Source organism: Desulfobulbus rhabdoformis (assembly GCF_016919065.1).
Taxonomy (GTDB): Bacteria; Desulfobacterota; Desulfobulbia; order Desulfobulbales; family Desulfobulbaceae; genus Desulfobulbus; species Desulfobulbus rhabdoformis.
The window spans coordinates 130656-157083 of record NZ_JAFFQA010000002.1; the positions used below are offsets into that span (position 1 = coordinate 130656).

At 53.2% G+C, this 26428-nt stretch carries 17 protein-coding genes; 8 read left to right on the forward strand and 9 right to left on the reverse strand.

All coding sequences use genetic code 11. The annotated features are described in order from the left end of the window. Positions 1–34: 34 nt before the first annotated feature. The 4 genes from JWJ90_RS01715 to JWJ90_RS01730 all read right to left on the reverse strand — a co-directional run bounded on the left by JWJ90_RS01715 (position 35) and on the right by JWJ90_RS01730 (position 5962). Positions 35–1357, reverse strand: a complete 1323-nt coding sequence (locus JWJ90_RS01715; RefSeq protein ID WP_205225444.1) for a (Fe-S)-binding protein — start codon at positions 1355–1357, stop codon at positions 35–37. Positions 1358–1359: 2 nt separating this feature from the next. Then, on the reverse strand, positions 1360–2754 hold the full coding sequence (locus tag JWJ90_RS01720) for an FAD-binding oxidoreductase (protein WP_205225445.1): 1395 nt from the start codon (positions 2752–2754) through the stop codon (positions 1360–1362). Between the two features lie 428 nt (positions 2755–3182). Beyond that, complete coding sequence (locus JWJ90_RS01725; protein WP_205225504.1) at positions 3183–3905, reverse strand: FadR/GntR family transcriptional regulator; 723 nt, start codon at positions 3903–3905, stop codon at positions 3183–3185. Between the two features lie 362 nt (positions 3906–4267). Then, entirely contained in the window at positions 4268–5962 is a 1695-nt protein-coding gene (locus tag JWJ90_RS01730) for an L-lactate permease (RefSeq protein ID WP_205225446.1), read from the reverse strand. 599 nt (positions 5963–6561) lie between these two features. Between JWJ90_RS01730 and JWJ90_RS01735 the strand changes: the two genes are divergently transcribed. From JWJ90_RS01735 to JWJ90_RS01750, 4 genes are all read left to right on the forward strand, one after another. Then, positions 6562–7110 (forward strand): lactate utilization protein, encoded by a 549-nt coding sequence (locus tag JWJ90_RS01735; RefSeq protein WP_205225447.1) that lies wholly within the window; start codon positions 6562–6564, stop codon positions 7108–7110. Next, positions 7110–9260 carry an L-lactate dehydrogenase (quinone) large subunit LdhH gene (ldhH, locus tag JWJ90_RS01740; RefSeq protein WP_205225448.1) on the forward strand — a complete coding sequence of 717 codons (2151 nt, stop codon included), beginning with the start codon at positions 7110–7112 and terminating at the stop codon, positions 9258–9260. The genes JWJ90_RS01735 and ldhH overlap by 1 nt, the downstream gene beginning before the upstream one ends. A 412-nt stretch (positions 9261–9672) precedes the next feature. Continuing rightward, positions 9673–11784, forward strand: coding sequence for a phosphate acetyltransferase (pta, locus tag JWJ90_RS01745; protein WP_205225449.1), 2112 nt, complete (start codon positions 9673–9675; stop codon positions 11782–11784). A 160-nt stretch (positions 11785–11944) separates the two neighbouring features. After that, positions 11945–13153 carry an acetate kinase gene (locus JWJ90_RS01750; RefSeq protein WP_205225450.1) on the forward strand — a complete coding sequence of 403 codons (1209 nt, stop codon included), beginning with the start codon at positions 11945–11947 and terminating at the stop codon, positions 13151–13153. Between the two features lie 126 nt (positions 13154–13279). Here the strand turns inward: JWJ90_RS01750 and JWJ90_RS01755 are convergent, their stop codons facing one another. From JWJ90_RS01755 to gltB, 5 genes are all read right to left on the reverse strand, one after another. After that, positions 13280–14479: a hybrid sensor histidine kinase/response regulator gene (locus tag JWJ90_RS01755; protein ID WP_205225451.1), complete on the reverse strand. Its 1200-nt coding sequence runs from the start codon at positions 14477–14479 to the stop codon at positions 13280–13282. Next, on the reverse strand, positions 14476–14931 hold the full coding sequence (locus JWJ90_RS01760; RefSeq protein WP_420828894.1) for a response regulator: 456 nt from the start codon (positions 14929–14931) through the stop codon (positions 14476–14478). The genes JWJ90_RS01755 and JWJ90_RS01760 overlap by 4 nt, the downstream gene beginning before the upstream one ends. Continuing rightward, positions 14901–16481, reverse strand: a complete 1581-nt coding sequence (locus tag JWJ90_RS01765) for a sensor histidine kinase (protein ID WP_205225453.1) — start codon at positions 16479–16481, stop codon at positions 14901–14903. Before JWJ90_RS01765 ends, JWJ90_RS01760 begins: the two co-directional genes overlap by 31 nt. Before the next feature lie 263 nt (positions 16482–16744). Further along, a complete protein-coding gene (locus JWJ90_RS01770) occupies positions 16745–18160 on the reverse strand; it encodes an FAD-dependent oxidoreductase (protein WP_205225454.1) in 1416 nt (471 codons plus the stop codon). 16 nt (positions 18161–18176) lie between these two features. Continuing rightward, a complete protein-coding gene (gene gltB / locus JWJ90_RS01775) occupies positions 18177–22625 on the reverse strand; it encodes a glutamate synthase large subunit (protein ID WP_205225455.1) in 4449 nt (1482 codons plus the stop codon). Positions 22626–22869: 244 nt separating this feature from the next. Between gltB and JWJ90_RS01780 the strand changes: the two genes are divergently transcribed. From JWJ90_RS01780 to JWJ90_RS01795, 4 genes are all read left to right on the forward strand, one after another. Further along, complete coding sequence (locus JWJ90_RS01780) at positions 22870–24168, forward strand: CBS domain-containing protein (protein ID WP_205225456.1); 1299 nt, start codon at positions 22870–22872, stop codon at positions 24166–24168. A gap of 225 nt (positions 24169–24393) precedes the next feature. Beyond that, positions 24394–24738, forward strand: coding sequence for a TonB-dependent receptor plug domain-containing protein (locus JWJ90_RS23480; protein WP_205225457.1), 345 nt, complete (start codon positions 24394–24396; stop codon positions 24736–24738). Further along, positions 24698–24916: a TonB-dependent receptor plug domain-containing protein gene (locus JWJ90_RS23485; RefSeq protein ID WP_205225458.1), complete on the forward strand. Its 219-nt coding sequence runs from the start codon at positions 24698–24700 to the stop codon at positions 24914–24916. The genes JWJ90_RS23480 and JWJ90_RS23485 overlap by 41 nt, the downstream gene beginning before the upstream one ends. Then, positions 24894–26402 (forward strand): TonB-dependent receptor domain-containing protein, encoded by a 1509-nt coding sequence (locus JWJ90_RS01795; protein WP_205225459.1) that lies wholly within the window; start codon positions 24894–24896, stop codon positions 26400–26402. Before JWJ90_RS23485 ends, JWJ90_RS01795 begins: the two co-directional genes overlap by 23 nt. Positions 26403–26428 lie beyond the last annotated feature (26 nt).

The window sequence follows — 26428 nt, forward strand, 5'->3', positions numbered from 1 at the left end:
CTTTGTCTTTGAATCCGTAACAGCGAGCGGGGAGTTACGACTGGCTGTACTCTTTGCGGTAGGATTCAGCCAGGAGGGAAATGTAATGAACCACGTCCTGTTCACCACCACAGCGGTTCACATTATCTAAAAGCTGCATCATGCAGGCGGGGCAACCTGTGGAAACGGTATCCGCTTGGGTTGCTTTGATATCATCAGCTTTTTTCTGGCCAATGGCTGAGGCGGTCTCGTAATGGGAGATAACATAGGAACCACCACTGCCGCAGCAGGCATCCGGAGCCTTCATCTCCTTAAAGGTCAGGCCGGGGATGGATTTGATGATTTCCCTCGGCTCGACAAACACCTTCATCGACTTCTTCAAATGACATGAGTCATGGTAGGTTACTGTTTTCTCAATACGACCTTTGGGCTGACGCAGCTTGATGACTTTGGTCAGAAAGGTGGAGATGTCGCAGGTTTTGGAGGCCCACTTTTGTGCCTTGGGACCATAGACCGGGTCACTTGCGAGCAACTCTACGTAATCATGCTGCCAGGCTCCGCCGCAGGAACCGCAACCGGTAATCAGATAATCGCAGCCTGTAGCCTCCATGGTGTCGATGTTTTTTCGTGCCAGCTTGCGGACAGTGTCGATGTCGCCATGAACCAGAACCGGTACACCGCAGCAGTTCTGCTCTTTGGGGATATGCACCTCCACATGATTGGCGGTCAACACATCAATCAGGTCTTTTCCCGCATCCGGGTAAAAATAATTGAGGGAATCGCCCGTGAAAAAGGCAACTTTAATAGTCGAGCCCGGCGCACGAACGACTTCAGGCACCTTATCACGCAGAGGCATGATGTTCAGTGAGGGCATCTGACGTCCGTCATCAAAACCAAACTGCGAGCCTACCTTGGTAAAGGGGGAGCGGGGAGCTATCGCTTTGCCGCCTTTCTCGGAACGAAATGCTAAACCCTGCATTGCTGCCCCGACACGAAGTCCGGCATCAAAAAGTTTGGGGTGCTTGAGGGTTGAGAAAATAGCCTTTTTGAGCCAGGGAAGACCATTTTTCCGTACCAGTGCAGCACGCAGGGCCAGCATAATGCGATCAAAGTTGACCTTGGTCGGGCAGTTGGTCATGCAGGACTTGCAGACCAGGCAGTTGAAGAGCATCTCATAGACCTGGGGATCGTCGAGTTCAAGATCTCCTGCCAGCACTGCTTCGGCCACGGCAATTTTGGAGCGGGTTACTGCTGACTCGACCTTATCTGCCCCGTAAACAGGGCAGACGGCCATGCAGTTTCCACACTTCATGCATTTGTCCAGTTCTTCCTGAACAATGGCAAGTTCGTCGTGATAGGTTTTATCTGTTACCGCCATGATTAATTCCCCCGTACAGGAACCATTTTTCCGGGATTGAGCAAGAAGTCAGGGTCCAGGGACTCTTTAAGGAGTGCCATCAGATCCACACCGCTCTGTCCCAGTTCATCACCGAGATATTTCATCTTGGCCACGCCAATGCCATGCTCGCCGGAAAGAGTGCCGCCAAAATCAAGGGCTGCCTTGAAGATCTCGTCAACAGCTTTGTGCATACGGCCCATCTCCTCCTCATTGTTTTTATCGCAGAGGATCGTTGGATGCAGGTTCCCGTCGCCAGCGTGACCAAAGGTACCCAGGGTCAGATCATATTTTTTGCCAATCTCCTGGCAGATGATCAACATGTCGGTGATGCGGGAGCGGGGGACGGTGGCATCTTCAAGGATAACTGTGTTGTTGAGTGAAGCCAGCGCGGGCAGGGCGTTGCGGCGGGCGGTCCAAAGCGAATCGCGCTCCTGGTCAGATTCGGCTGCCTTGAGATCACCGTTATTTTCAGTCACCACGCGCATGACTGAATCTGCCTCGGTGGTGACCACATCCTCAGACATGCCGTCTACCTCAATCAAGAGCAGAGCCTCTGCATCGGTGGGCAGGCCGATATTGGCGAAATCTTCAACGGTCTTGATGGTCATGCGGTCCATGATCTCAAGGGTCGCGGGAATGACCTGGGCTGCAATGATGCCGGCAACCGCGTTGCCTGCATCGGTCAAGGTTTTGAAAACACCCATCATGGTGCGGCGGTATTTAGGCGCAGGGATCAGTTTTGCAGTGAGTTCAGTGATGATTCCCAGGGTACCCTCGGAGCCTACGAACAGGTTGGAGAAATCATAGGCCGTCACGTTTTTAACGGTCTTGCCGCCAAAGCGTACTTTTGCTCCGTTGGCCAGCACAACTTCCATGCCCATGATGTAGTTTTTGGTCACACCGTATTTGAGGCCACGCAGCCCGCCGGAGTTCTCCGCTGCTGAACCGCCCATGGTGGCCGTGGCAACGGTACCGGGATCCGGCGGATAGATCAGGCCGTGCTCAGCAACTGCAGTGTTGAGCGCATTGATAACCACACCGGGCTGCACAACAGCGGTGAGATTGGCGGCATCGATGTCAAGGATCTGGTTCATCTTCTGGAAGGAGAGCACAATGCCTTTTTTCAGCGGAACTGTCCCACCGCTCAGATTGGTGCCTGCGCCACGGGGGTAGATGGCAATATTGTTCCGGCGGGCCAGCCTGACAATTTCCTGAACCTTTTCAGTGCTGGTGGGCAGGACCACGACATCCGGGGTCTGTCGGGGCAGGTCGGCGGTTGCATCGTAACTGTAGGCGACCAGGTCTACCTTACCGGTCAGTACATTCTCTTTTCCTACCAGGGCTTCAAGCTGCTCAATGATCGATTGGTCAAGCATTGCGACGGTTCTCCTCTGCTGCGGACACATTTGCAATTCGTCTTTTCCGCCGCAATCACCAGAAATAAACAAGTTAGCCAGCGACGGTTTATTTGTCTTACCAATTATCATCTGAAAAATGATCTGTCAAATAAATTATCGCTTGCACAGGGCTCAATTCGCTGACCTGCATCACTGTGGATCCTTGTCGTTGCGCAATTTTTGCGCACTGCAGAGAGCGGTAGTGTTCGAAAATGAGTCAGATATCTCAGGATATTCTCTGAGTCAGCGGACAGTTATCGCTTGGTTTAGAACAAGAAATATGAGGCCATTGGGGGGAGAGACAAGCGTGTGGGGTGCATCAGGGGGATGCCATGGAATAGAGCTGGAGGTGAAAAGAAGGATGCACTGCAGTCTCATCGGTGGAGCAAACGTCCACCGATGAGAAGTTATTTGCTTACGCGATGCGAAACATAGGCGATGGAGCGTTGTTCGGCAAAGTTGAGATGGTGCATCATTGCCTCTCGGGCCGCCTCGGGGTTCTTTTGTTTGATGGCATCGACAATGGCGGCGTGGTGCCTGAAGAGCAGTTGTTGATCGTCCTGGGTGAGATAGACCGCTCGCCATACGCCCCGCTGAAATTCTTTCATAGCGTCAAAGAGGCTCTGCATCAGGTGGAGCCAGACAATGTTGTGGGTCGAGCGGGCAATAACAATGTGCAGATTTGCATCCAGGTCTTCCGAAGGCAGTTGACCGGAGAGGTTTTTTTCCATACCCTTGATGATTTCATCCATTCGGCGCTGGTCCTCCGGCAGGGCCCGTTCCGCTGCATAAAAGGCTGTCCAGGATTCCATGCATTTACGAACTTCTATAACTTCCAGGGCTCGATCCTGCTGGCTGCGAATGAGGTCGCTGAGGGCATTCCCCTGGCTGGGATCCACCAGGCTGAGGACGACGGTGCCACCTCCTTGATAAGACATAACCAAGCCTGCGGTGGCAAGAATATTCAGTGCTTCACGCACGGAGGGGCGAGAGACTCCAAACATTTCTGCAAGCTCTCGTTCCGGAGGAAGTTTGTCACCAGGTGCAAAATCACCGCCAAGAATAGACTCTCGAATCTGGTCGGCAATCTGACTGGAAACCTTCTTAGGCTTGATCGGTTTAAATCGCATGGTCATCCAATAAGGCATAGAAAACATTGAAGAGACTCCTTTCTACTCCATAACTTAGGGGATTGCAAGTCAGTGTGAAAGTGATAGAGCAGGGATATTGAGGTGATACACAGTGTTGGGAATTGAGGGGCATGATCAGGGGCACTACGAGCGCGTCATGAAGACAGAAGAAACCCCGGACGGCATGACCACTGCCGTCCGGAGTTGCGCGCGTCCCTTTCTTCGGGGGGCGTATCGGTCGACCAGGGGGAATTGGCGGCCGATCTCAGAAGAAAAGAGACTGGAGGTAAGAAGATGGGGCGGAGAAAATGGACGCACTCTAACAGCAAGAAGGCAACTGGAGTGCGCCCGAAAGGTAACTTTTAGAACAGTCCCGGGTAGAGGACGTAGACAAACAGGGAGCCGAGCCCGCCAGCGACCAGGCCGTAAACCAGGAGCGGCAGCGCATTTCTGCGGATGAGCATACCTTCCATACCGGCAAGGCCGACGGTTGCAGAGGCGGCAACGATGTTGTGGATACAAACCATGTTCCCCATGGCGCCACCAACAGCCTGCAGGGCAACGACGATCTGATGGGAGATGCCCAGCTGGGATGCGGTTGCATACTGGAATTCTGCAAAGAGCAGGTCAGATACGGTGTTGGAGCCGGTGATGAAGGAACCAAGGGCGCCAACAAAGGAGGCAAACATGGGCCAGGTGTTTCCGGTCAGGGCCGCAGCAGTCTGCGCCATGGACAGCGGCATGGAGGGAATGCCGATGGTGTTTTTGGCAGACTGTTTGAAAATCTCAACCAGAGCAACGGCGAAGAACAGGGCAATGGCCGGGTTTTTCATACGTTTGATGGAGTCGGTCCAGGCTGCGGCGACTTTCTCGCCAGACATCTTGTGGATGCCGATGGTGAGGATGGCCACCAGCATGAAGGGGATGGTGCCCGGAAGGTAGAGCGGTTTCATGGCGAAATTAACCGACTCGTATCCCATGATATGCGGGATGGTGAAGCTGATGGATTTCAACCAGGCGTTGAGGGGGAGAGCTTTGATGCGGGTTACAACCAGGATGGCGCCGATAAGGATATAAGGCAGCCAGGCTCTGAACTGGCTCATGTGCGCTTTGAACTCGCAGTTCTCAGAGGTGGCAATCTCGCCGGTCCATTCTTTTTCCCAGGTGGACTGCGGACCAAAGTTCCACTCTTTTTTCGGCAGGAGGAAACCTTTTTTTGCAGCGGCGACAACCAGAGCGGTTGCGACCAGGCCGCCGATGAGGCTCGGGAACTCTTCACCGATGAAGAAGGCGGTTGCGGCATAGGGGACGGCAAAACAGGTGGAGGCGAACAGAGAGAATTTCCATGCTCCCAACCCCTCGGTCCAGGATTTTTTTTCACCGAAGAAGCGGGTGAGCATCATGTTGACAAACAGCGGCAGGAGGTAAATCATCGGCAGGTGCAGCAGGGTGGACCACTGGGCGATGACCTTCAAGAACATGCCAAAAGAGGTAATGTCGCCAGCCTGACCAGCGGCGATGGCCGCATCAATCTGCGGTTTGAGGTTTTTCAGGCCAAACCATACCGGGGTGCCAACTGCGCCAAAGGTTACAGGAAAGGAGTTCAGGACAAGGCAGACCATGGCTGCGGCCAGTGCCGGGAAACCGAGACTTAAAAGCAACGGTGCTGCAATGGCTGCGGGGGTGCCAAAACCGGCAGCGCCTTCAAGGAAGGCGGAAAAGACGGTGGCGATAATGATAACCTGAATACGGCGGTCGCGGCTGATGCCGTGAAAGCCATGGTTGATGGTCTCCATGCCGCCGCTGTCGCGCAGGGTGTAGAGAATGAGGATTGCCCCAAAAACAATGATGAGCACGTTTACGGCCCCGCCAAAACCCGCAAGGGTGGAGGCGAGTACAAAACCAACGTTCATTTTCCAGACGTAGACACCCGCCAGGGCAGTGGCCAGCCAGGCCAGAGGCATGGCTTTGGTGGCGGGCCAACGAAGGCCGACCATGAGTACGAGCGCCAATGCAATCGGCAGCAGGGCGACAAGGGCTAGCAGTTGAAGCGACATTTCAGAACTCCTTTAAAACGTTTACGCCTTTCAGCGCGTTCATGTTGGCAGGGCGTGGGGGCCACCGCCGACGAGCCATCTCCTTTCACCTTTCCCAAGCGGTAAAGAAAATGACCGGGGTCCAAAGTACTACCGGGTACTTCCCTATAGAGAAGCCTTGAATCTGTGCTTTTCCAGCCAATCTTGACGTCATGCTTTAAATTTTATTCTCGGCCTATGTTGTTCCTCATGTGCCGGAAGTAAAATTTCTCTCATGCCGTAATCTTGATTAAAAAATCCCGTATCCAAGGCAGTCCATACCTGAATTTTTTCACTGATCCCCTTTCGGAGAGGGTAACGGGGGCTGGAAGGGTATGTCTTCCTGTTGTCCGCTAATTGGTAATACCAGTTATCTTACGAGGGAAAACTTGTCAACTTTTTTTTAGAATTGATTTCAAAAAACCATGTTGACAAAGGGTGATAGTTTGAAATATGGTATTTTAAAATTTGGTTTTACAATTTGAGAAAAAATGACCAATGCTGTACGCAGGGCTCTGGAGACCTGCCCAATAGCTGGTCGAGACTTCACCGAATATGATTCGGTTTGAAGGAGGGTGCCGATGTTTGAGGAGTTCAAAACCAAGGCCGAAGGGGTGAGTGCCGAGGTTCATCGTTTTGGAAGTGCTGAAGAGGCGCTTGGCTTTCTGGTCGATTTCATGGCCAAGGAAGGCGTGGCCGAGCAGGAAGGGCAGTATGGCGTTATGGCAGATTGTCCTTTTTTGTCCAGTGTAGACCGTGCTGTGCTGGAAGGTGTTGAAGGGCTGAGTTTTGATCTCAGCCGTGATCGCGCTGCGAAGGCGCTGGTCGGTATCTCCCAGGTTGACTGGGCCATGGCCGATACCGGAACCCTGGTGCAGGATGCAACCGCCATTGATAAACGCCTTGTCTCCACTCTGCCCACCATTCATGTGGCACTCATTGCCACATCGGGCCTGCGAGCCGATATGCCCAGCGTGTTGGCCGAGGCTGACCCGCAAACCGCCAACTATATCGCAATGATCACCGGCCCCAGCCGGACAGCGGATATTGAGCGGGTTCTGACCATAGGAGTCCATGGTCCGGAACGTCTTGTTATTGTGTTCATCGATGAGCTGGGAGGGATCAACTAATGCAGAAGGAATTTAAACAATCCATTGATCGCGCCCTGCATAACGCCAACCTCACTGGGGCGCTCGGCAAATTTTCAGAAGCCTATAAGGTCAACCGCGCAAAAGCCTATGAGGGAATCGATTTCGAAGCCCTGCGCACAACCATCGCCGACCTGAAAGGTGACGCCGCCTCCCACATCGATGAACTCTGTGATCTGTTCCAGAAAAACGCCGAGGCCAAAGGGACCAAGGTCTTTCGTGCCAATGATCCTGAAAAGGTACGTGAGTATATACTGAAAGTGGCCCGGGAAAATGGTGTGAAATCCATTGTTAAATCAAAATCCATGGCCACTGAGGAGATTCATCTCAATCCCTACCTGGAAAAGGCCGGGATCGAGGTCAACGAGACCGACCTTGGTGAGTGGATTATCCAGCTCGCCGGTCAGACCCCTTCCCATATGGTTATGCCTGCCATCCACATGACCAAGGAAGAGGTTAGTGATATCTTTTCCAAGGAAGTGGATGAGCGCCTCAGCTCTGATATTCCCCGTCTGGTCAAGGTAGCGCGCAATGAGATGCGGCCTAAGTTCCTGCGTGCGGATATGGGGATCTCCGGCGGTAACATCGCCGTTGCCGAGACTGGTTCAGTAGCCTTGGTTACCAACGAGGGAAATGCCCGCATGGTAACCACATTGCCCAAAATTCACATTGCCGTTGTTGGTGTGGAAAAACTGGTTGAGAAGTTCAGTTCAATCGCTCCGATTTTGAAAGCGCTGCCCCGTTCCGCCACCGCCCAGTTACTGACCTCCTATGTGACCATCGTTTCCGGGCCGACCCCCACCGACGATGGCGGCATGAAAGAGCTGCACGTCATCCTCATGGATAACCACCGCTCCGACATGGCAGCCGATCCGCTCTTTAAAGAAGCGCTCCAGTGTATACGCTGCGCCTCCTGTCTCAATGTCTGCCCCATCTTTCGTCTGGTCGGTGGGCACGTTTTTGGCAAGGTCTACACCGGTGGCATCGGAACGATCCTCACTGCCTGGCATGATGAGCTTAAAAGCTCTGAAGATATTCAGGGCCTCTGCATTCAGTGTGGAGCTTGCAAAGATGTCTGCCCAGGCAAGATCGATATCCCTGGTCTGATCATGGAGATTCGTCGTCGCCTGGTGAAAGACAAGGGCATGTCCATGGTTCAGAAGTCGATTTTTACCGTGGTCAATAACCGTCGCGTCTTTCATGGCATGCTACGTGCAGCATCTGTTGCCGGGAAGCCCTTTACCAAGGGCACCAAGTTCATCCGCCACCTGCCCATGTTTTTGGCAGATTTAACTGATGGACGTAGCCTGCCTGCAATCGCAGCCAAGCCTTTTCGTGATATTTTCCCCACGATTGAGCAACCCAAAGGACTTCAGGAGAAAGCGGTCTTTTATGCGGGCTGTCTGATTGACTTTGCCTATCCTGAGATGGGTGAGGCACTGGTGAAAATTCTGAATAAGGGCGGAGTCGAGGTCCTTTTTCCCGAAGGTCAAACCTGTTGCGGAGCACCGGCACGGTACAATGGTGCCTATGAGACGGCTGCTGGCAATGCTGTCGATAATATCGATGCACTCTTGGCTGAGGAGGCGGACTACGTGGTTTCTGCCTGCCCGACCTGTACTGTTGCCCTGGATCACGAGTTCATCGCTACTTTTGAGTCTCTTGGGCGCAAAAAGTATTTACCCAAAGCACGTGAGCTGGCGGCAAAAACCATGGACTTCTCCACCTTGGTGAAAAAGCTGGTCGATGAAGGCCGTTTGACCCTGAAAGAAGGTGAGCAGCTTGGTAAGATCACCTACCATGACTCCTGCCATCTCAAACGGACCCTCAAAGCGGATCAACCGCCACGTGAGTTGCTCACGAAGGCTGGCTACGAGGTCACTGAAATGTTTGAGTGTGACATCTGTTGTGGTATGGGTGGTTCGTATACGGTAAAACTGCCGGAAATCTCGGCCCCCATCCTCCAGCGGAAACTGAAAAACATCAAGGATACAGAGGCGCCGGTCGTGGCCATGGATTGTCCTGGTTGTGTCATGCAGATTCGCGGTGGTATGGATCAGGATGGCGCTGGTGTTGACGTTCGCCATACTGTCGAGCTGATTGCCAAGCAAATTGTAGGGAGTCTTGAATAATTGCTTTTTCTGCCAATCCCGGCGTCATGCTTAAAATTTTATCCTCGGAATATCAAACATATGCCTGCGGTAAAATTTTGCGCAATCCTTGGCCTTGATTGAAAAATCTAATTATTCAAAACACCCTGTAGACTGATGATTGTTTTGTTTCCGGTCGTGGCTTGTCGCGGGCCGCGGCCGGGGACAGCAGTCTGAAGTCATTTTTTAAACAAATCCTTGTTTATGTAAAAGGATTCGTCGTTCAGCTTTCATCCACCCTCATGGATTCAGGTTGAATGAAACCTAGAAGAACTATAAACTAAAACCTAATCAAACACCGGCCTCCGCTCGGGGACAATCGTCGCTTCGACGGGGCCATTTTGTATTTCCCTCATTACCCTGCCCATTTTCTCGGGTCAGGAGGTCCCATTTCATGGCAAATAACTTGTATGTAACCGCAGCGGAAGAGCGAAGCGGTAAATCGGCAATTATCCTTGGAGTCATGCAGATGATTATCAAGGAGATCAGCCGGGTTGCGATTTTTCGCCCAATTATCAATGATCATGTGTTTGGCCGGGTCGATCACGACCTCAATCTGGTCTTGAAGTATTTCAAGCTCGATATCGAGTATGAAGAGACCCATGCCTACACCCTGAGCCAGGCCCGTCAGCTCATCACCTCCGGCCAGGAGGAGATCCTCTACGAAAATATCCTTAAAAAATATAAACAGCTCGAAGCCAAGTATGACTTTGTTCTCTGTGAAGGAACTGATTTTCGTGGGAAGGATCCGGGCTTTGAGTTTGATCTCAACGCCAATATTGCCGCCAACCTCGGGGCACCAGTCCTGATCATTGCCTCCGGTCGCGACAAAACCACCGAGGAGATCTGCTCGCACACCGCGATTACCATTGACACCCTTGAAGAGCAGGGGCTTGATCTTGCCGGCTGTATCATCAACCGCGCACCGGAGACCTTTCTCCGCGATACCGCCTCCAATGCCAAGTGCCGCGAACAGTTTGGGCGGAATTTTCCGCTTTATGTCATTCCGGAGAACAAGGCTCTGGGCAACCCCACCATCGATGATGTGAAACGGTGGCTGGGCGCCGAGGTCCTCTACGGCAAACCAAGCATGCTTAACCTGGTCAACAATTACCTGGTTGCAGCCATGCAGATCAGCAACTTCCTGGAGTACCTCAAAGAAGGCAGCCTGATTATTACCCCTGGTGATCGCTCCGATATTATTATCTCCAGTCTTGCCAGCCGTATTTCCTCTGCCTACCCCAACATCTCCGGTATTCTTGTTACCGGTGGTATCGAGGTGAGCTCAAGTGTGCAGCGATTGATTCAGGGCTGGACCGGTATTCCAGTCCCGGTGCTCTTTGTTGAGTCGCACACCTACGATACGGTGCAGAGTGTGAATGAGCTTTACGGTCGCATCGAACCCACCGATACCAAGCGGATCGCCACTGCCCTTGGTTGGTTTGCCAAATACGTTAATGTGGCCGATCTCTCCAAACGGGTGGTTTCCCAGCGATCCACCAAAATTACCCCGCGCATGTTTGAATACTCCCTGGTGGAAACCGCCGCGGCCAATCGCCAGCGTATCGTTCTGCCCGAGGGGACCGGAGAGCGTATTTTGAGCGCGACGGATATTGTCCTGCGTCGCGGTATTGCCGATATCACCCTGCTTGGCAAGGAAGAGGAAATTCGTACCAAGGCCAATGCCCTCAACCTGAATATTGAAGGGGTAGAGATCCTTGAGCCCTGTTCAGCCGAGTGCTACGATGACTTCGTCCAGACCTACTTTGACCTGCGCAAGCATAAGGGTATTGTCATGGATGTGGCCCGCGACCGTATGTGTGACCCAACCTATTTTGGTACGATGATGGTCCATAAGGGGCTGGCAGGCGGTATGGTCTCCGGTTCGATCACCACTACCGCGCAGACCATTCGTCCGGCCTTTGAGTTCATTAAAACCAAACCCGGCGTCTCCGTTGTCTCCTCAATCTTTATCATGTGCCTTCAGTCGAAGATTCTCGCCTTTGGCGACTGCGCGGTTGTCCCCAACCCGGATGCGCGTCAACTGGCTGAGATTGCCCTGAGTTCTGCTGAAACCGCGCAGATCTTCGGGATTAATCCCAAGGTGGCGCTGCTGAGTTATTCCACCGGTGGCTCCGGATCCGGACAGGATGTCGATAAGGTGGTCCAGGCCACAGCCATTGCCAAAGAGCTGATGGCGGAGCGTGGGCTCAACTTCCCGTTGGAAGGTCCGTTGCAGTATGACGCGGCCTTTGATCCCTCGGTCGCTCAATTAAAAATGCCCAACTCCGATGTGGCCGGACAGGCAACCGTCTTTGTCTTCCCGGATCTCAATACCGGTAACAACACCTACAAGGCGGTGCAGCGTGCAGCCAATGCTGTGGCCATGGGGCCGGTTCTCCAGGGGCTGAACAAACCGGTCAACGATCTCTCCCGTGGCTGTACGGTCGCGGATATTGTAGATACGGTGGCTCTGACAGCGATACAGGCCCAAACAATTGCCTGATTCCGTGACAGCGGATTTTCCCAAACAACGAACCTGACGCACCGATGAATGCTCACGGAGTCAGGTATAAAATACGGCGACCCAGCGTTGTTTTGAAAGAGAAAAAAACGTTGTTTTGCCCACTTTTTTAATGCTCTTGGTTACCAGGAGAAGGTAAGAAATGAAATTTTTTGTCATTAACTCAGGAAGTTCCTCGATCAAGTTTCAGGTGATCGAGATGAAAACCGAAACCGTGCTCGCCACTGGTCTGGTCGAGCGAATCGGTGAGGATACCGGCCGTCTGAAAAATACCTTTTTGCCGGGCAGTGCCACTGCGCGTGAGGTTGTGATTGAGCAGCCCATCGCCGATCATTACACCGGTATGATGCTGGTGGTGAACCTGCTCACAGACAAGGAGCAGGGGATTATCAAAGATGCCTCCGAGATAGCGGCCATCGGCCACCGCGTGGTCCATGGCGGAGAGGATTTCCGTGAATCCACCCGCCTGACCCCCAAAGTAATAGAAGCCATTCAGCGGAACGTACCCCTTGCCCCGCTGCATAATCCCGCGAACCTGGATGGGATCAAGGTAGCCATGGAGCTCTTCCCCACTGTCTTCCAGGTAGCTGTCTTTGACACCGCTTTTCACCAGACCATGCCGGAAGAGGCGTACATGTATGCGCTGCCCTACGAGCTCTATGAGCAGGATCGGGTGCGCCGTTATGGATTCCACGGTACTTCACACCGCTTTGTTGCCGGTGAGTGCGCCCGTCTGCTGGGCAAAGCCCTCCATGAAACCAACCTTATCACCGTGCACCTTGGAAACGGTTGCTCTGTCACTGCCATTGAGAAAGGCCAGAGTATCGATACCTCTCTGGGGATGACCCCGCTGGAGGGGCTGGTCATGGGGACCCGTTGCGGTGATCTTGACCCTGCTATCCACCTGTTCCTGAAACAGAATAAAGGAATGGACCTGGAAGCCATCGACACCATGCTCAACAAAGAGTCCGGTCTTAAAGGTCTCTGTGGCATGAACGACATGCGCGATATTCACCAGGCCATCGAAGAAGGTGACGCCAAGGCTAAAATGGCCCTGGATGTTGCCACCTACCGCAACCGTAAGTACATCGGCTCCTATATGGCAGTCCTTGGTCAGGTTGATGCCATCGTCTTCACTGCCGGTATCGGCGAGAACGACGACATTGTCCGCGCCGAGTCCCTCAAGGGGCTCGGGGCCTTTGGTGTGCGCCTCAACCTCGAGGAAAATGGCAAACGTTCCAAAGAGCCGCGCTGCATCTCCACCCCGGACAGCGCAATCAAGGTCTTCGTTATTCCGACGAACGAAGAACTCGCCATTGCCCGCGAGGTTGCCAACGTCTTGCGCGGATAAGCAATGCTCGTTTATCAAACGTGCTTAAAACAACACAGCCCCTTCTCCGGCATTTGGGAGAAGGGGCTGTGTCTGTGTTGTCACGGATTCAGGTACAAATGATCGTAAAACCGATGCCTTTCTTCCTCAGAGTTTAGCCAGCGAGACATAAAAAACAGCCCCTTGATCAAGAGCTGGCTGCATCCATACTTCCCCCCCATGCTGTTCGCAGATCTCTCTGACAATGGCCAAGCCCAGGCCGGATCCTTCTATCTCTTCCACGGCACACTTGCGTTGGAAGACGTTGAAGATTTCTTTTCGGTCCTGGATCTCAATCCCAACGCCGTTGTCTCTGATGGAGATAATATGGTGCTGCGGTGTTTCCTCATAATCTACAGCTATTGTACTCAATTCGTCACCGCCATATTTCAGGGCATTGTCCACCAGATTACGCAATACCCGGAGGAGGGAGAGACGATCGGCCTTGATGACCGGGCAGCTATCCGGGACTATCCACTGGATAGAGCGGATACTGAAACGGGTGGAGAATTCATCTTTGATAATCTGAAAAAGCCGGTGGAGTTTGATCTCCTCGATTGCCAGCGGTGATTCCTTGGTGGATATATAGAGGTTGATTTTATCGACCAGGGCAAGCAGCTGCTCGGCAGATCGCTGGATCTGTTCACAGTAGGTCTTTCCTTTTGTTCCCAGTACAGAGGCATAGCGCTTAAACAGCAGTTTTGTCAGGCCGTGCAAGCCGATTGTAGGGCTTTTTAAATCGTGAGAGACCGAATAGGCGAAGCGTTTCATCTTATCGGCGCTTTTCTGCAGGGCCTTTTCTGCCTTGCGCCTTTCGGCGATTTCGCTACGGAGCTCTTGGTTGGCCTTTTCGAGCTCCTCGGTCCGTTTCCGCACCCTGCGTTCCAATTCGTTTTGAATCTTGAGCAGGACTTCCTCGGTCCGCTTTCGCTCAATGGCATACAGTATTGCCCGCGCCAAAAGATGGCTCCCCACCAATCCTTTGACCAGGTAGTCCTGTGCCCCTTGCTGGACCGCGTTAATGGCAAATGATTCATCATCAAATCCTGTCAAGATGATGATAGGAACGCGGGGGCTCTGTTGGTGAATCGTGGCAAAGGTTTCAAAACCCTGGCTTTCTGGGAGGGAGAGGTCGAGGAGAATGGTATCGATTTTTTCCTCGTCGAGGATAGCGGATCCCTTGGTAAGGGACTCGGCCCAGTGTAATTCGAATGCTCCAGGAGCACATTCGGAGAAGAGTTCTTGTATGAGTCGAGCATCACCGGGGTTATCCTCAATCAAAAGGACCCTGATGGCCTTGGAATTCATTTTTCTGCGTCTCGGGGAAGTTTTACAATTGTAAACCAGAAGTCTTCAATCGATTCCACCACAGAGATGAATTGGTCCAGGTCAACTGGTTTGGTGATGTAGCAGTTTGCATGCAGACTATAGGCTTTGAGGATGTCCTGCTCCGCCTTCGAGGTTGTCAGCACGACAACTGGAATATGGCACAGGTCGTTGTCAGATTTTATTACCGTGAGCACTTCCCGACCATCTTTTTTGGGCAGATTCAGATCAAGTAAAATGAGATCAGGTCGGACTGCATCTGCATACTTGCCTTCTTTGTGAAGAAAGGACAGGGCCTCTACCCCATCCTCCACCACATGGAGGTTATTTTTGACCTTTCCTTCTTTCAGACCTTCGATGGTCAAACGCACATCACCGGGATTATCTTCGACCAGGAGGATTTCTACGGGTTTACCTTGTTGCATGGAGAACATTGTTGGGGTCCTTGCTGCGAAAGGGGAATAGAGAAAGAGAATGTGGCGCCTTTATCCGGTTCTGCCTGCGCCCAAATTTGTCCTCCATGGTATTCAACTATTTTTTTACAAATGGCAAGCCCTATTCCGGTTCCTGGATAGGAACCTTTCCCATGAAGACGTTGGAAAATAATGAAGATGCGGTCGGTATATTGCTCGTCAAAACCAATGCCGTTGTCACGGACCGTAAAGAGCCAGGTATCTCCCTTTCTTTCAGCGGAGAGAGCAATATCAGGGGGAGAGGAACCTTGAAATTTGAGGGCATTACCGATGAGATTTTGGAAAAGCAACCCCAAAAGACTGGGGCTGGCGACCAAGGTGGGCAGGGGAGAGCGGGTGATGGTGGCCTGGCTCTCTTCAATGACTCCGCTCAGATTTTGAATGGCCCAGTCAAGCACCTTGTCACAATCTGTTAGTTCAAATTCTCCGCCGAGGCGGCCGACACGTGAGTAGGCCAGCAGATCATTGATCATGGTCTGCATCCGTTTGGCACCATCGACCGCGTACCCGATGAACTCGTCTGCATCTTGATCCAGTTTCCCCTTATACCTGCGGGCAAGAAGCTGGACATAGCTTGCAATCATACGCAGCGGCTCCTGCATATCGTGAGAGGCCACATAGGCAAATTGCTGGAGTTCCGCGTTGGATCGTTCCAACTCCTTGGTTTGGCGGGCCAACGTATCTTCGACCTGTTTGCGGCTGGTGATGTCGGTCAAAATACCGAAACTGCCTTTGAAGTTCCCCTGCTCATCAAAGACGGCTTTGGGGGACATGATCGTCGGGACCTTGCTGCCATCCTTCGTGGTCCAGGTAATTTCATAGGGCTCATGGAACCCCTGACGCCTTTTGATGCGTTGCTCCCGAAGAATATGTTGGTTGGGGATGTCGAGAAAATCTGTGGAGGGATGACCAATAATTTCCTCTCGGGAATAGCCCCACATCTGGCAGAGTTTTTCGTTGACGTAGGTAATGGCATCCCGCTCATTACGGATCAACAGTCCTTCATTCATGGTTTCGACCAGTGTCCGGTAACGTTGTTCGCTCTCTTTGAGCGCCTCTTCTGCCCGTTTGGTTTCCGAGATATCTTCAAAGAGGGCCACCGCCCCGAGAAACTTCCCCTCCTCGGATGTGAGACTGTTATAAATGGCTCGCAACTGTGTGCTTTTTTTGCCTGTGACAGAAAGGTATTCCCCTTCATAGAGGCCTAATTCTCCCCAGAGGGCTGCTTGTACTGCAGCGCGCATTGCCGGGTCGAGCGTTGAACTCACCATGTTGAAGCCGAGGACCTTTTCTCGAGAAGCGCCCATAATTTTGAGAAAGGGATCATTGCAGTCCAGGATGACGCCGTCTTGATCAAAATGAACAATGCCCAGCGGCGAATGGTTAAAGATCATCCGGTATCGTTCTTCGCTTTGAATCAGGGCCTCTTCGGCACGTATCCACGAGAGTCGTTCTTTTTCCAGGGTTTCAATGCGCTGTTCCAGCTCGGCGTAGGTCGGTTTTCGTGACATATGTGTGTATCCGTTAAGATTACTGGGAATCTTGAATAATTACTTTTTCTGCCAATCTCCCGGAGTCTGACGCTTACCTCGTTATGCTCAAAATTTTATCCTCGGAGGTAAGCGAAGACTCCGATATCAAGTATTATGCCTGCGGTAAAATTTTTCACATGCCTCGGAGTCTACGCTTACCTGATCTTGATTGAAAGATCTAATTATTCAAGACACCCTACTGTGTTGGAGCGTATCTCGCTTTGTTGGAGAGCAGAGGCGAGTCAGTTTCGTTCCAGGTAGGCGAGTATGCCTTGCGCGGCCTCCCTCCCTTGCCAGATAGCGGTTACCACTAAATCTGATCCCCGCACCATGTCTCCACCCGCAAAAACTTTTGGATGGCTCGTCTGCAGCGAAAATTCACTCTCTTCTCTGGCAACAATCCGCTGACGCTCATTCACGTCAATACCGCTTTTCACCAGCCATTGCGGTGGATTGGGGCGAAAGCCAAAGGCAATCAGCACAATATCAGCGGTGACGGTCACCTGTGATCCATTGACCACCACGGGGCGTCTGCGACCACTGGCATCGGGCTCTCCCAGTTCGGTGGTCGCCAGTTCGACACCTTCCACCTCATGTTCCCCCAGAATACCAATGGGCTGCTGATTAAAGAGAAACTGGACGCCTTCTTCACGGGCATTGGCCACCTCTCGCTTGGAACCGGGCATATTGGCCTCGTCACGGCGGTAGGCACAGGTCACCGAAGCCGCTCCCTGGCGAATGGCGGTGCGGCAGCAGTCCATGGCGGTATCGCCCCCGCCGAGCACAACCACCCGTTTGTCAGCGGCATCGATAAAGGGAGCCATATCGTCGTAGCTATGATAGCGGCAGGTGTTGCCAATCAGAAAGGGGAGGGCGTCGTAAACCCCGTCCAGATCCTCTCCGGGAAAACCACCCTTCATAAACCCATAGGTGCCCATGCCCAGAAAGACGGCATCAAAGTCGTGCAAGAGGTGTTCAAAATTGAGATCCCTGCCGATTTCGACACCCAAACGAAATTCAATACCCATTCGGGTGAAGATTTCTCGTCGTCTTTTGAGCACGGATTTTTCCAGTTTGAACTCAGGAATACCAAAGGTGAGCAGACCACCGATCTCGGGGTAACGGTCAAAGACCACAGGCCGAACTCCGTTTCGCACCAGGATATCGGCACAGCCCAGCCCCGCCGGTCCGGCGCCGACAATGGCCACCCGTTTATCGGTCCAGACGACGCCGCTCATATCAGGCTGCCAGCCCTGGGCCAGGGCCTGCTCGGTGATGTATTTTTCCACATTGCCGATGGTGACCGCACCAAAACCATCATCCAAGGTACAGGCACCTTCGCAGAGGCGATCCTGGGGACAGACCCGACCGCAGATCTCAGGCAGGCTATTGGTCTGGTGGCAGAGTTCCACCGCCTTGATCAAGTTCCCCTCGCTGATGAGTTTGAGCCAGTTGGGGATATAATTATGTACAGGGCACGCCCACTCGCAGTAGGGATTGCCGCAGGCAAGGCAACGGTGGGCCTGGTGCTGAATTTCGCTTTCCCCAGACTTTTCGTAGATTTCGCTAAACCCGGTCTTGCGGGTGATCACGCTGATCTTTGGCGGGAGTTTGCGTTCGACATCAAGGAACTGGAAGACATTGTTTAATCGTGTCATAGCATTATCTCAAATATTATTCGCTTCGCTCTTGCAGCCGCTCAAGCAAACTTGAGAGATCAGCAGCCTTGGGTTTGACCAGCCAGAATTTGCCGATGAAGTCAGGGAAATCATCAAGGATTTTCCAGCCCCAGTCACTGTTGGTCTCGCGGCAGAATTCCTCGATGACCTGATTGAGATGGTTGCGGTACTCCTCCATGTAGCCGGAATGGACCCGCTGAATTTCCACCAACTCATGGTTGTATCTATCAACAAATGCGTTGTCCAGATCAAGCACGTAGGCAAAACCACCGGTCATACCAGCCCCGAAGTTGGTGCCGGTTGGACCAAGTACGGTGACCAAACCACCGGTCATGTATTCACAGCCGTGATCGCCCACGCCTTCCACCACAGCAAAAGCTCCGGAGTTACGGACCCCAAATCGCTCGCCAGCACGTCCTGATGCATAAAGGCGGCCACCGGTTGCGCCGTAGAGGCAGGTATTCCCCATGATGCTGGTGTTCTGGCTTTCAAAGGTTGAACGGTGGGGGGGGCGAATGACGATCTTGCCACCTGCCATACCTTTGCCCACATAGTCATTGGCGTCGCCGCTGAGATACATTTCCAGGCCACCCACGTTCCAGGCACCGAAACTCTGCCCGGCAACACCGGTCAATTTAAGCTTGATCGGCTTGTCCGCCATGCCCTGATTGCCCCAGGCTTTGGCAATCTCACCGCTGAGGCGGGCACCGATTGAGCGATCACGGTTTCCCACAAGGTAGGAAAAAGTGCCACCCGCCTTAGAGAGAATCGCCGATTGCATATCGTTGACCATCTGTTCGGCAAGCACGCCTTTATCAAAGGGTTGGTTGCGGGTAATGGTGCAGTGGCGGGGCTTTTTGGCCAACCGTTCATCGGTGTGGAGCAGGGGGCTCAAATCCAGCCGTTGCTGGCGGTTGGTATTGCCGGCAAGCGGCTCAAGCAGGTCTACCCGCCCTACCAATTCTTCCAGGCTGTGCACGCCGAGACCAGCCATACATTCCCTGGTTTCCTCAGCCAGAAAGGTGAAAAAGTTGACCACCTTGTCCACGGTGCCCTTGTAGTGATCCCGACGCAGGTCAGCCCGTTGGGTGGCAACACCGGTGGCGCAGTTGTTGAGATGACAGATACGCAGATACTTGCAGCCCAGGGAGACCATGGGCGCCGTACCAAAACCAAAGCTCTCCGCCCCGAGAATAGCGGCCTTGACCACATCCAACCCGGTTTTGAGGCCGCCATCGGTCTGCAAACGGATCTTGTCGCGCAGGTCGTTGGCCTGCAGGGTCTGATGCACCTCGGCCAGGCCCAATTCCCAAGGGGAGCCCGCATGGCGGATGGAGGAGATCGGGCTCGCCGCCGTACCGCCATCATAACCAGAGACCGTAATGAGATCGGCATAGGCCTTGGCCACACCGGCGGCAATGGTACCGATACCGGGGCGGGAGACCAGCTTGACCGAGATCAGGGCCTCGGGGTTGACCTGCTTGAGATCAAAAATCAGCTGGGCGAGATCCTCGATGGAGTATATATCGTGATGCGGTGGCGGTGAGATCAGGGTAACGCCGGGCACACTGTAGCGCAGACGGGCAATCAGTTCATTGACCTTGGTCCCCGGCAACTGGCCGCCTTCACCGGGCTTGGCTCCCTGGGCTATCTTGATCTGCAGCACCTCGGCATTGACCAGATAATGCGGGGTGACGCCAAATCGGCCTGAGGCGATCTGTTTGATCTTGGAGACCCGGTTGGTGCCGAAACGGGCAGGATCCTCACCGCCCTCTCCACTGTTGGAACGGCCGCCAAGGCTGTTCATGGCCTCTGCCAGCGCCTCATGGGCCTCAGGCGAGAGGGCACCAAGCGACATGGCCGCCGTATCAAAGCGGCGAATGATGGCCTCTGCCGGTTCGACCTGATCCAGAGGGATGGGGGCCTGTTTGGGGTTCAGCGCCAAAAGGTCCCGCAGGGTTGCTGGTGGACGGGTGTTAATAGCTTTGGAGACCTGCTGCCATTTGTCCTTGTCTCCACTGTTGACCGCTGCCTGCAACCCCATGACCACATCCGGATTGTAGGCGTGGTACTCCTGCCCGTAGACGAATTTGAGCAGTCCTCCCAGTCGAATCGGTTGCTGGGCTTTTATCGCCTCTGCCGCGAGAATCTTTTGGTCAACCTCCAGGTCGGCAAAGCCCGCTCCCTTGATGCGGCTGGTGGTTCCCGGAAAGCAGAGATCGACCACGTGCGGATTCAGGCCAACGATCTCAAAAAGCTGGGCACCCCGGTAGGATGCAATGGTGGAGATACCCATTTTGGAGAGGATCTTCAGCAACCCCTTGTTGAGCCCCTTGCGGTAATTTTTCAGGGCCTTATCCGCTGCTATTTCCATTTCCTGGCTGCGACCGAGATCGGCTATAACCGCATAGCTCAGGTAAGGGTAGATGGCAGTGGCGCCACAACCGATCAAGCAGGCGATCTGGTGTGAATCTCTGGCCGTTGCTGTGGAGACGATCAGGTTGGCATTGCAACGCAGCCCCTCCGCGCAGAGGTGATGATGCACCGCCCCGGTCGCTAGAAGGGCATGGATTGGCAGGTGCGGTGGCTGGCAGTCCTGATCGGTGAGCAGCAGGAGCACGCAGCCCGAGCGCACCGCTTCCGCAGCCTGGGTGCAGAGTTGCTCAATGGCCTGACGCAAACTCTGTGTCCCTGGATCATAACTTAGAGAGAGGCGGCAGAGCTTGTAGCCCCAGCGATCCAGATGGAGCAATGCCCGGTATTTAACCGGGGAAAGGACCGGCGAGGTAAGAATGACCCGGTTGGCGTGTTGCTCGGTCTCCTCAAAGATGGACTGCTGCTCCGGGCCGATGGTGGTTTCCAGCGACATGACCACCGCTTCGCGTAGCGGATCGATCGGCGGATTGGTTACCTGGGCAAACTGCTGGCGAAAGTAATCATAGAGTGGCCGTTGTCCTTGGGAGAGCACAGCCATGGGGGTATCATCACCCATGGAGCCGATGGTCTCCTGGCCGGTTTCAGCCAGGGGGCGGAGTAACTGGTCACGCTCCTCGAAGCTGACCTGATACATCTTCATGGCCATTAACAGGCTCTCTCCCTCCAGCTCCGGGGCGGCCTTATCCTGACTGAGCGTTCCTTCTAGGCGCAAAGTGTTATCCTTGAGCCATTGCTTATACGGGTGGCGCGCTTTCAGGGCATCGTCAACCTTGTCGGTATGACGAAGGGTTCCGCTTTCGGTATCCACCGAAAGAATTTGCCCTGGTCCAAGCCGCCCCTTGGAGACCACCTCTCCAGGATCGTAGGTGTAAACTCCGATCTCAGAGGCCACGGTGAGTAGGTTGTCCCGGGTCAGGACCCAGCGCGAGGGGCGCAGGCCGTTACGATCAAGAGCGCAGACCGCGTAACGACCATCGGTGATGACCAGGCCAGCCGGACCATCCCAGGATTCCGTGTGCATGGAATTGAATTCGTAAAATGCGCGGCGATCGGCATCCAGTTGTTCTGCGTTCTGCCAGGCTGGCGGGATCAGCATACGCACGGCCCGGTGCAGGTCCATACCGCCTGCAACCAGAACCTCCAGCATATTATCCAGGCTGGAAGAGTCGGAGCCAGTGCGGTTGACCAGGGGAGTAATGGCCTCGATATCGGGCAGCAACGGCGTCTGAAATTTGGAGGTACGGGCCTCGGCCCAGTTGCGGTTGCCGGTGATGGTGTTGATCTCACCGTTATGGGCCAACAGGCGAAAGGGCTGGGCCAGGGGCCAGCGCGGCATGGTATTGGTGGAGAATCGCTGGTGAAAGACGCAGATCGCGCTCTCCAGCTCAGGATCGGCCAGGTCTGGAAAAAATCCGGGGAGATCTGCAGGCATCATCAAACCCTTGTAGACGATCACCCCCTCGCTGAGACTGGCCACATAAAATTCTGTATCTTCTTCCAGCTGTTTTTCCACAAGACGTCGGGCGATGAGCAGGCGGGCGCGCAGTTGCTCCCGGTCCATCCCCTCAGCAGTGATAAACACCTGGGCAAAATGGGGGAGCGAATCCAGGGCAATGGGGCCCAGGCAATCGGGATTGGTAGGGACAGTACGCCAACCGGCCACTTTCAGCCCCTGATCGGCCAGGGTTTGTTGAAAGAAGTTCTGTGCCTTGTGCTGCTGCTCGCTTTTGGTGCTGAGCATGAGGCTGCCCACGCCGTAGATTTCTCCCAGTTCACCAGCCCCACAATCAAAGGCAGCCTTGCGCAGAAAGGAATCTGGTTTTTGCAGGAGCAGGCCGCAACCATCACCGGTGCGGCCATCGGCGGCAATGCCTCCTCGATGGGTCATGCAGGTGAGCGATTCGATGGCGGTTTGCACCAGCCGGTGGCTGGTTTCACCTTTGGTATGTGCAATCAGGCCAAAGCCGCAGTTATCTTTGAATTCGTTGAGATCGTATAGCCCTTTCATAGTCCTCTACACGGTTGAAGTCCTGAATTCCCCCCTTGGCGTGCACTGCCAGGCGCCCAAGGGAACAGGTGATATTCTCCCACTAAAGCACTGGAACCGTCCTGCTGCAACAGGAATTATTCCTGAATACGTCAAGTTCTCTGGCTGTTTACGATCTTTTTGGGGTATTACATAGACAAGTAGAAAATGTTGACCCTCTTGCCATGGCCTCTTTTCATCCATCTCTACCTAACGTGATATTTCTATGCACATTGCCACCACCCATCGTAACACCGATTTTGACGGCTTGTCCTCCATCATAGCAGCGACACTGCTTTATCCCGGAACTGTCGCCGTTTGCCCGAAAAATGTGAATCCTAACGTGCGCCGATTTCTTTCTCTGCACAAGACCTCCATAGACATCATTCTCTGCAAGGAGGTCATCCTTGAAGAGGTGCAACGGCTGATCGTCGTGGATACCAACCAGTGGCGACGTTTGGAACGGTTGGACAAACTCCGGGAGCGGGAAGATATCGAGCTGATCCTCTGGGATCACCATATGGGCATTGGTGACATCAATCCGCATTTTCAGTGTGTGGAAAAAATAGGGGCCACCATAACCTTGCTGGTCAGGGAGATGCGCTCTCGGCAAATTGAACTCACCCCCTTGCATGCAACGCTTTTTCTTATCGGCCTCTATGAGGATACCGGCCAGTTGACCTTCAGTTCCACCACCGCAGAGGATGCACGGGCAGCAGCCTTTCTCCTGGAACAGGGGGCGGATCTTACTATCGCGGCTGATTTTTTGAACATGGCCTATGGCGAAGTCCAAAAAAAGGTGCTTTTTCGCCTGATGCGGGATGCCGAACTCCATGAGATTAAAGGAAAGATGGTCGGGCTGGGTGTGGTCCAGATGCATACCCATGCAGAGCTTGCCATGGTGGTCCAGTTGTATGCAAAGATCATCAACGCGGATGCGGTCTTTGTTATCTTTATCAATGAAGGCGGTGATTATTTCATCATCGGTCGCAGTGCGACAACAGAGATAAATGTCAATTCCATTTTACAGCGATTCGGTGGTGGCGGGCATCCCGGAGCGGGTTCAGCCACCATTCGTGATGACGCGGTTTCGGCGGGGGCGCTACGTCAGCAGATCCTGACAGCCTTAAGTAAAGAACAACGCGGTGCAGCTCTGGTGGGAGATATGATGTCATTCCCCGTGACCACTGTCGCTCCCTCGACACCGATGCTTGAGATACAGCGGATCATGGAGGAGGAAAAAATTCGAGGCATCGTGGTTGAAGAGAACGAACAGATTCAAGGCATCATTGTGCTCTGGGATATGAAAAAACTTCGTCAGCAAAAGCAGTGGAACGCCCCGGTGAAGGCATTTATGAGTCGCAGCGTTACCACTATCGGTCCGGAAGCGCTTGCCAGTGAAGCCGCCGAACTGATGGTCCAGAAAAATATCGGTCACCTGCCCGTAGTTCAGGGGGAAAAGGTGATCGGTATCGTCACCCGGACCGACATTATCAACTATCTTTACGGCATGCTTCCTGCTTAATAATGCAAAAAAATGGCCAGAATAATTTATTATTTCTATTCAGAAAACGTCTGTGATACAATTTTTTGCACACTCAAGAACAAAAAATAACGCTCTTTACAAAAAACTGAATCCGTGACGGCGGGTGAAGCTGAACAACAAATGAATTAATTTAAAAATTTTTGTCCCATTAATTTGATATGCTGTCCAGTGACCACCCGCCGTCACGGATTCAGGAAAAACTCTTTGTTGCCTCCCAAGATGACCCCACAAAGGACAATAATACCGTGGAAAATACTCTTTGGTCTGGCATTGGTCGCCTTCCCCTGCAGTGGGGCGGTGGCCGAGCCCACCATGAACGAATATTTTGACATGGATATTGCCCAGTTGATGAACATCACCGTAACCTCCGCCTCCAAAAAAGCGCAGAGTCTCTCTGATGTGCCTGCCGCTATCTATGTGATCTCCCAGGAGGATATTCGCCGCTCAGGGGTGACCTCTATTCCGGAAGCCCTGGCCATGGCACCAGGTATTCAGGTGAACCGCATCAATGGGTATCGATGGTCGTTCGCTCTATTCCCCGGGCTATAGCGGGACATTCTGGGATTCTCAGAACACAATGCTTGAAGATATCGAGCGTATCGAGGTTATTCGAGGTCCAGGGGCAACGGTTTGGGGTGCAAACGCGGTCAACGGCATTATTAATATTATCACCAAAACTGCCCAAGATACCCAGGGGGGGGCTGGTGCGGGTTGGTATGGGCAATGAAGGCATGTTCACCAGCGCCGCCCGTTATGGGGCCAAGTTGGGAGAAGACACCTTTGGCCGTGTCTCTATAGCCTTTGACTCCTATCCCAGCAATACCCTGCTTAATCCTGATATCACCACAGGAAGTAAGGATGGCAATGACAGCTCGCGTACCGGTCAGGCAGGTTTTCGTTTTGAAGGAAAAAATTCCAGCCATGGTGAATGGACCCTTCAGGGTGATCTGCTGCGCAACAAAGAGGAAAATCTGGTCTTTCCCTACTGGCTTGATCACCCTCCCTATCTCAGTTCCTTGTATGACAGTGCCACCATTACCCGGGGAAATCTACTTGCGCGCTGGCATCAGGAGCTGGGGAAGGGGAGGGCCTTGACCGTCCAAAGTTACTTGGATCTGAGCAATTACGAAGCGGAAAAAACCCCTTTTGAACAGGAGTTTAAGACCCTGGATCTGGATCTGCAGTACGAGACATTGGTTGGTGACCAGCATAATTTTGTTTTGGGTGCCGGCTTTCGGCAGACGGAAATTGATTTTACCTCTATCGACCTGCTTGAATTTTCCGATCGAGATGACAGTCTATATAGTGCCTTTATCCAGGATGAGATCAACCTGGTCCCCAATACCCTTTGGCTGACCTTGGGCAGCAAATATGAACATAACGATTATACCGGTAGCGAATGGCAGCCCAGCGGCAAGTTGTTGTGGAAGCCCAGACCGCACCATTCGCTCTGGGCTTCGGTTGCACGAGCTGTGCGGACACCGACGGTATTGGAGCAGAGTGGCCGGGTTACCATGGGGACCTTTCCAGGGGGACGGGCATCGCTTCAGGGGACAAGTGGCTTTGATTCCGAAAAGTTAGTGGCCTATGAAGCTGGCTATCGCTGGCAGGTCAATCCTACGCTTTCCTGTGATTTGGCGTTTTTTTATAATAATTACGATGATCTTTATGTTCTCGTTCTCGCCCCTCAGCCTGTCTTCGAGCCGGGTAGCGGCTGGAACTATTATGCCCAATTCAGAAATGGCATGGACGGCAGCAGCTATGGGCTTGAGGCGGCTCTGGATTGGAAGGCCGCCTACTGGCTGGCGTTCCACCTCAGCTATTCCTGGCTTCAGCTAAATCTCAGCCAGGCCGATCTGCCTGGAGCCCTTGATACGGACCTGTATTTTGAAAACCTGAGTCCTGCTCACCAGCTGTCCTTGCGCAGCTCGATCTCGTTATCGAGAAGCCTCGAGCTGAACCTTTGGCTTCGCTATACAGATCAGATTATTTCACGGGACAGTACCGACCTGATCGGTGCTGCCGAGTTGGAGATCGACGGTCACACCACGTTCAATGCCAATATTATCTGGACTCCGACACCAAACCTGGAGCTTATGCTCTCGGGGCAAAATCTTTTTGATAGCTCGACCCTGGAATACGGTATGGAATATCTCGGTGCCCCAACAGAAATAGATCGATCTATCTATGGCAAAGTTACCTGGCGTTTCTGACATTTTCCTTCGATGCCGCTGGATCG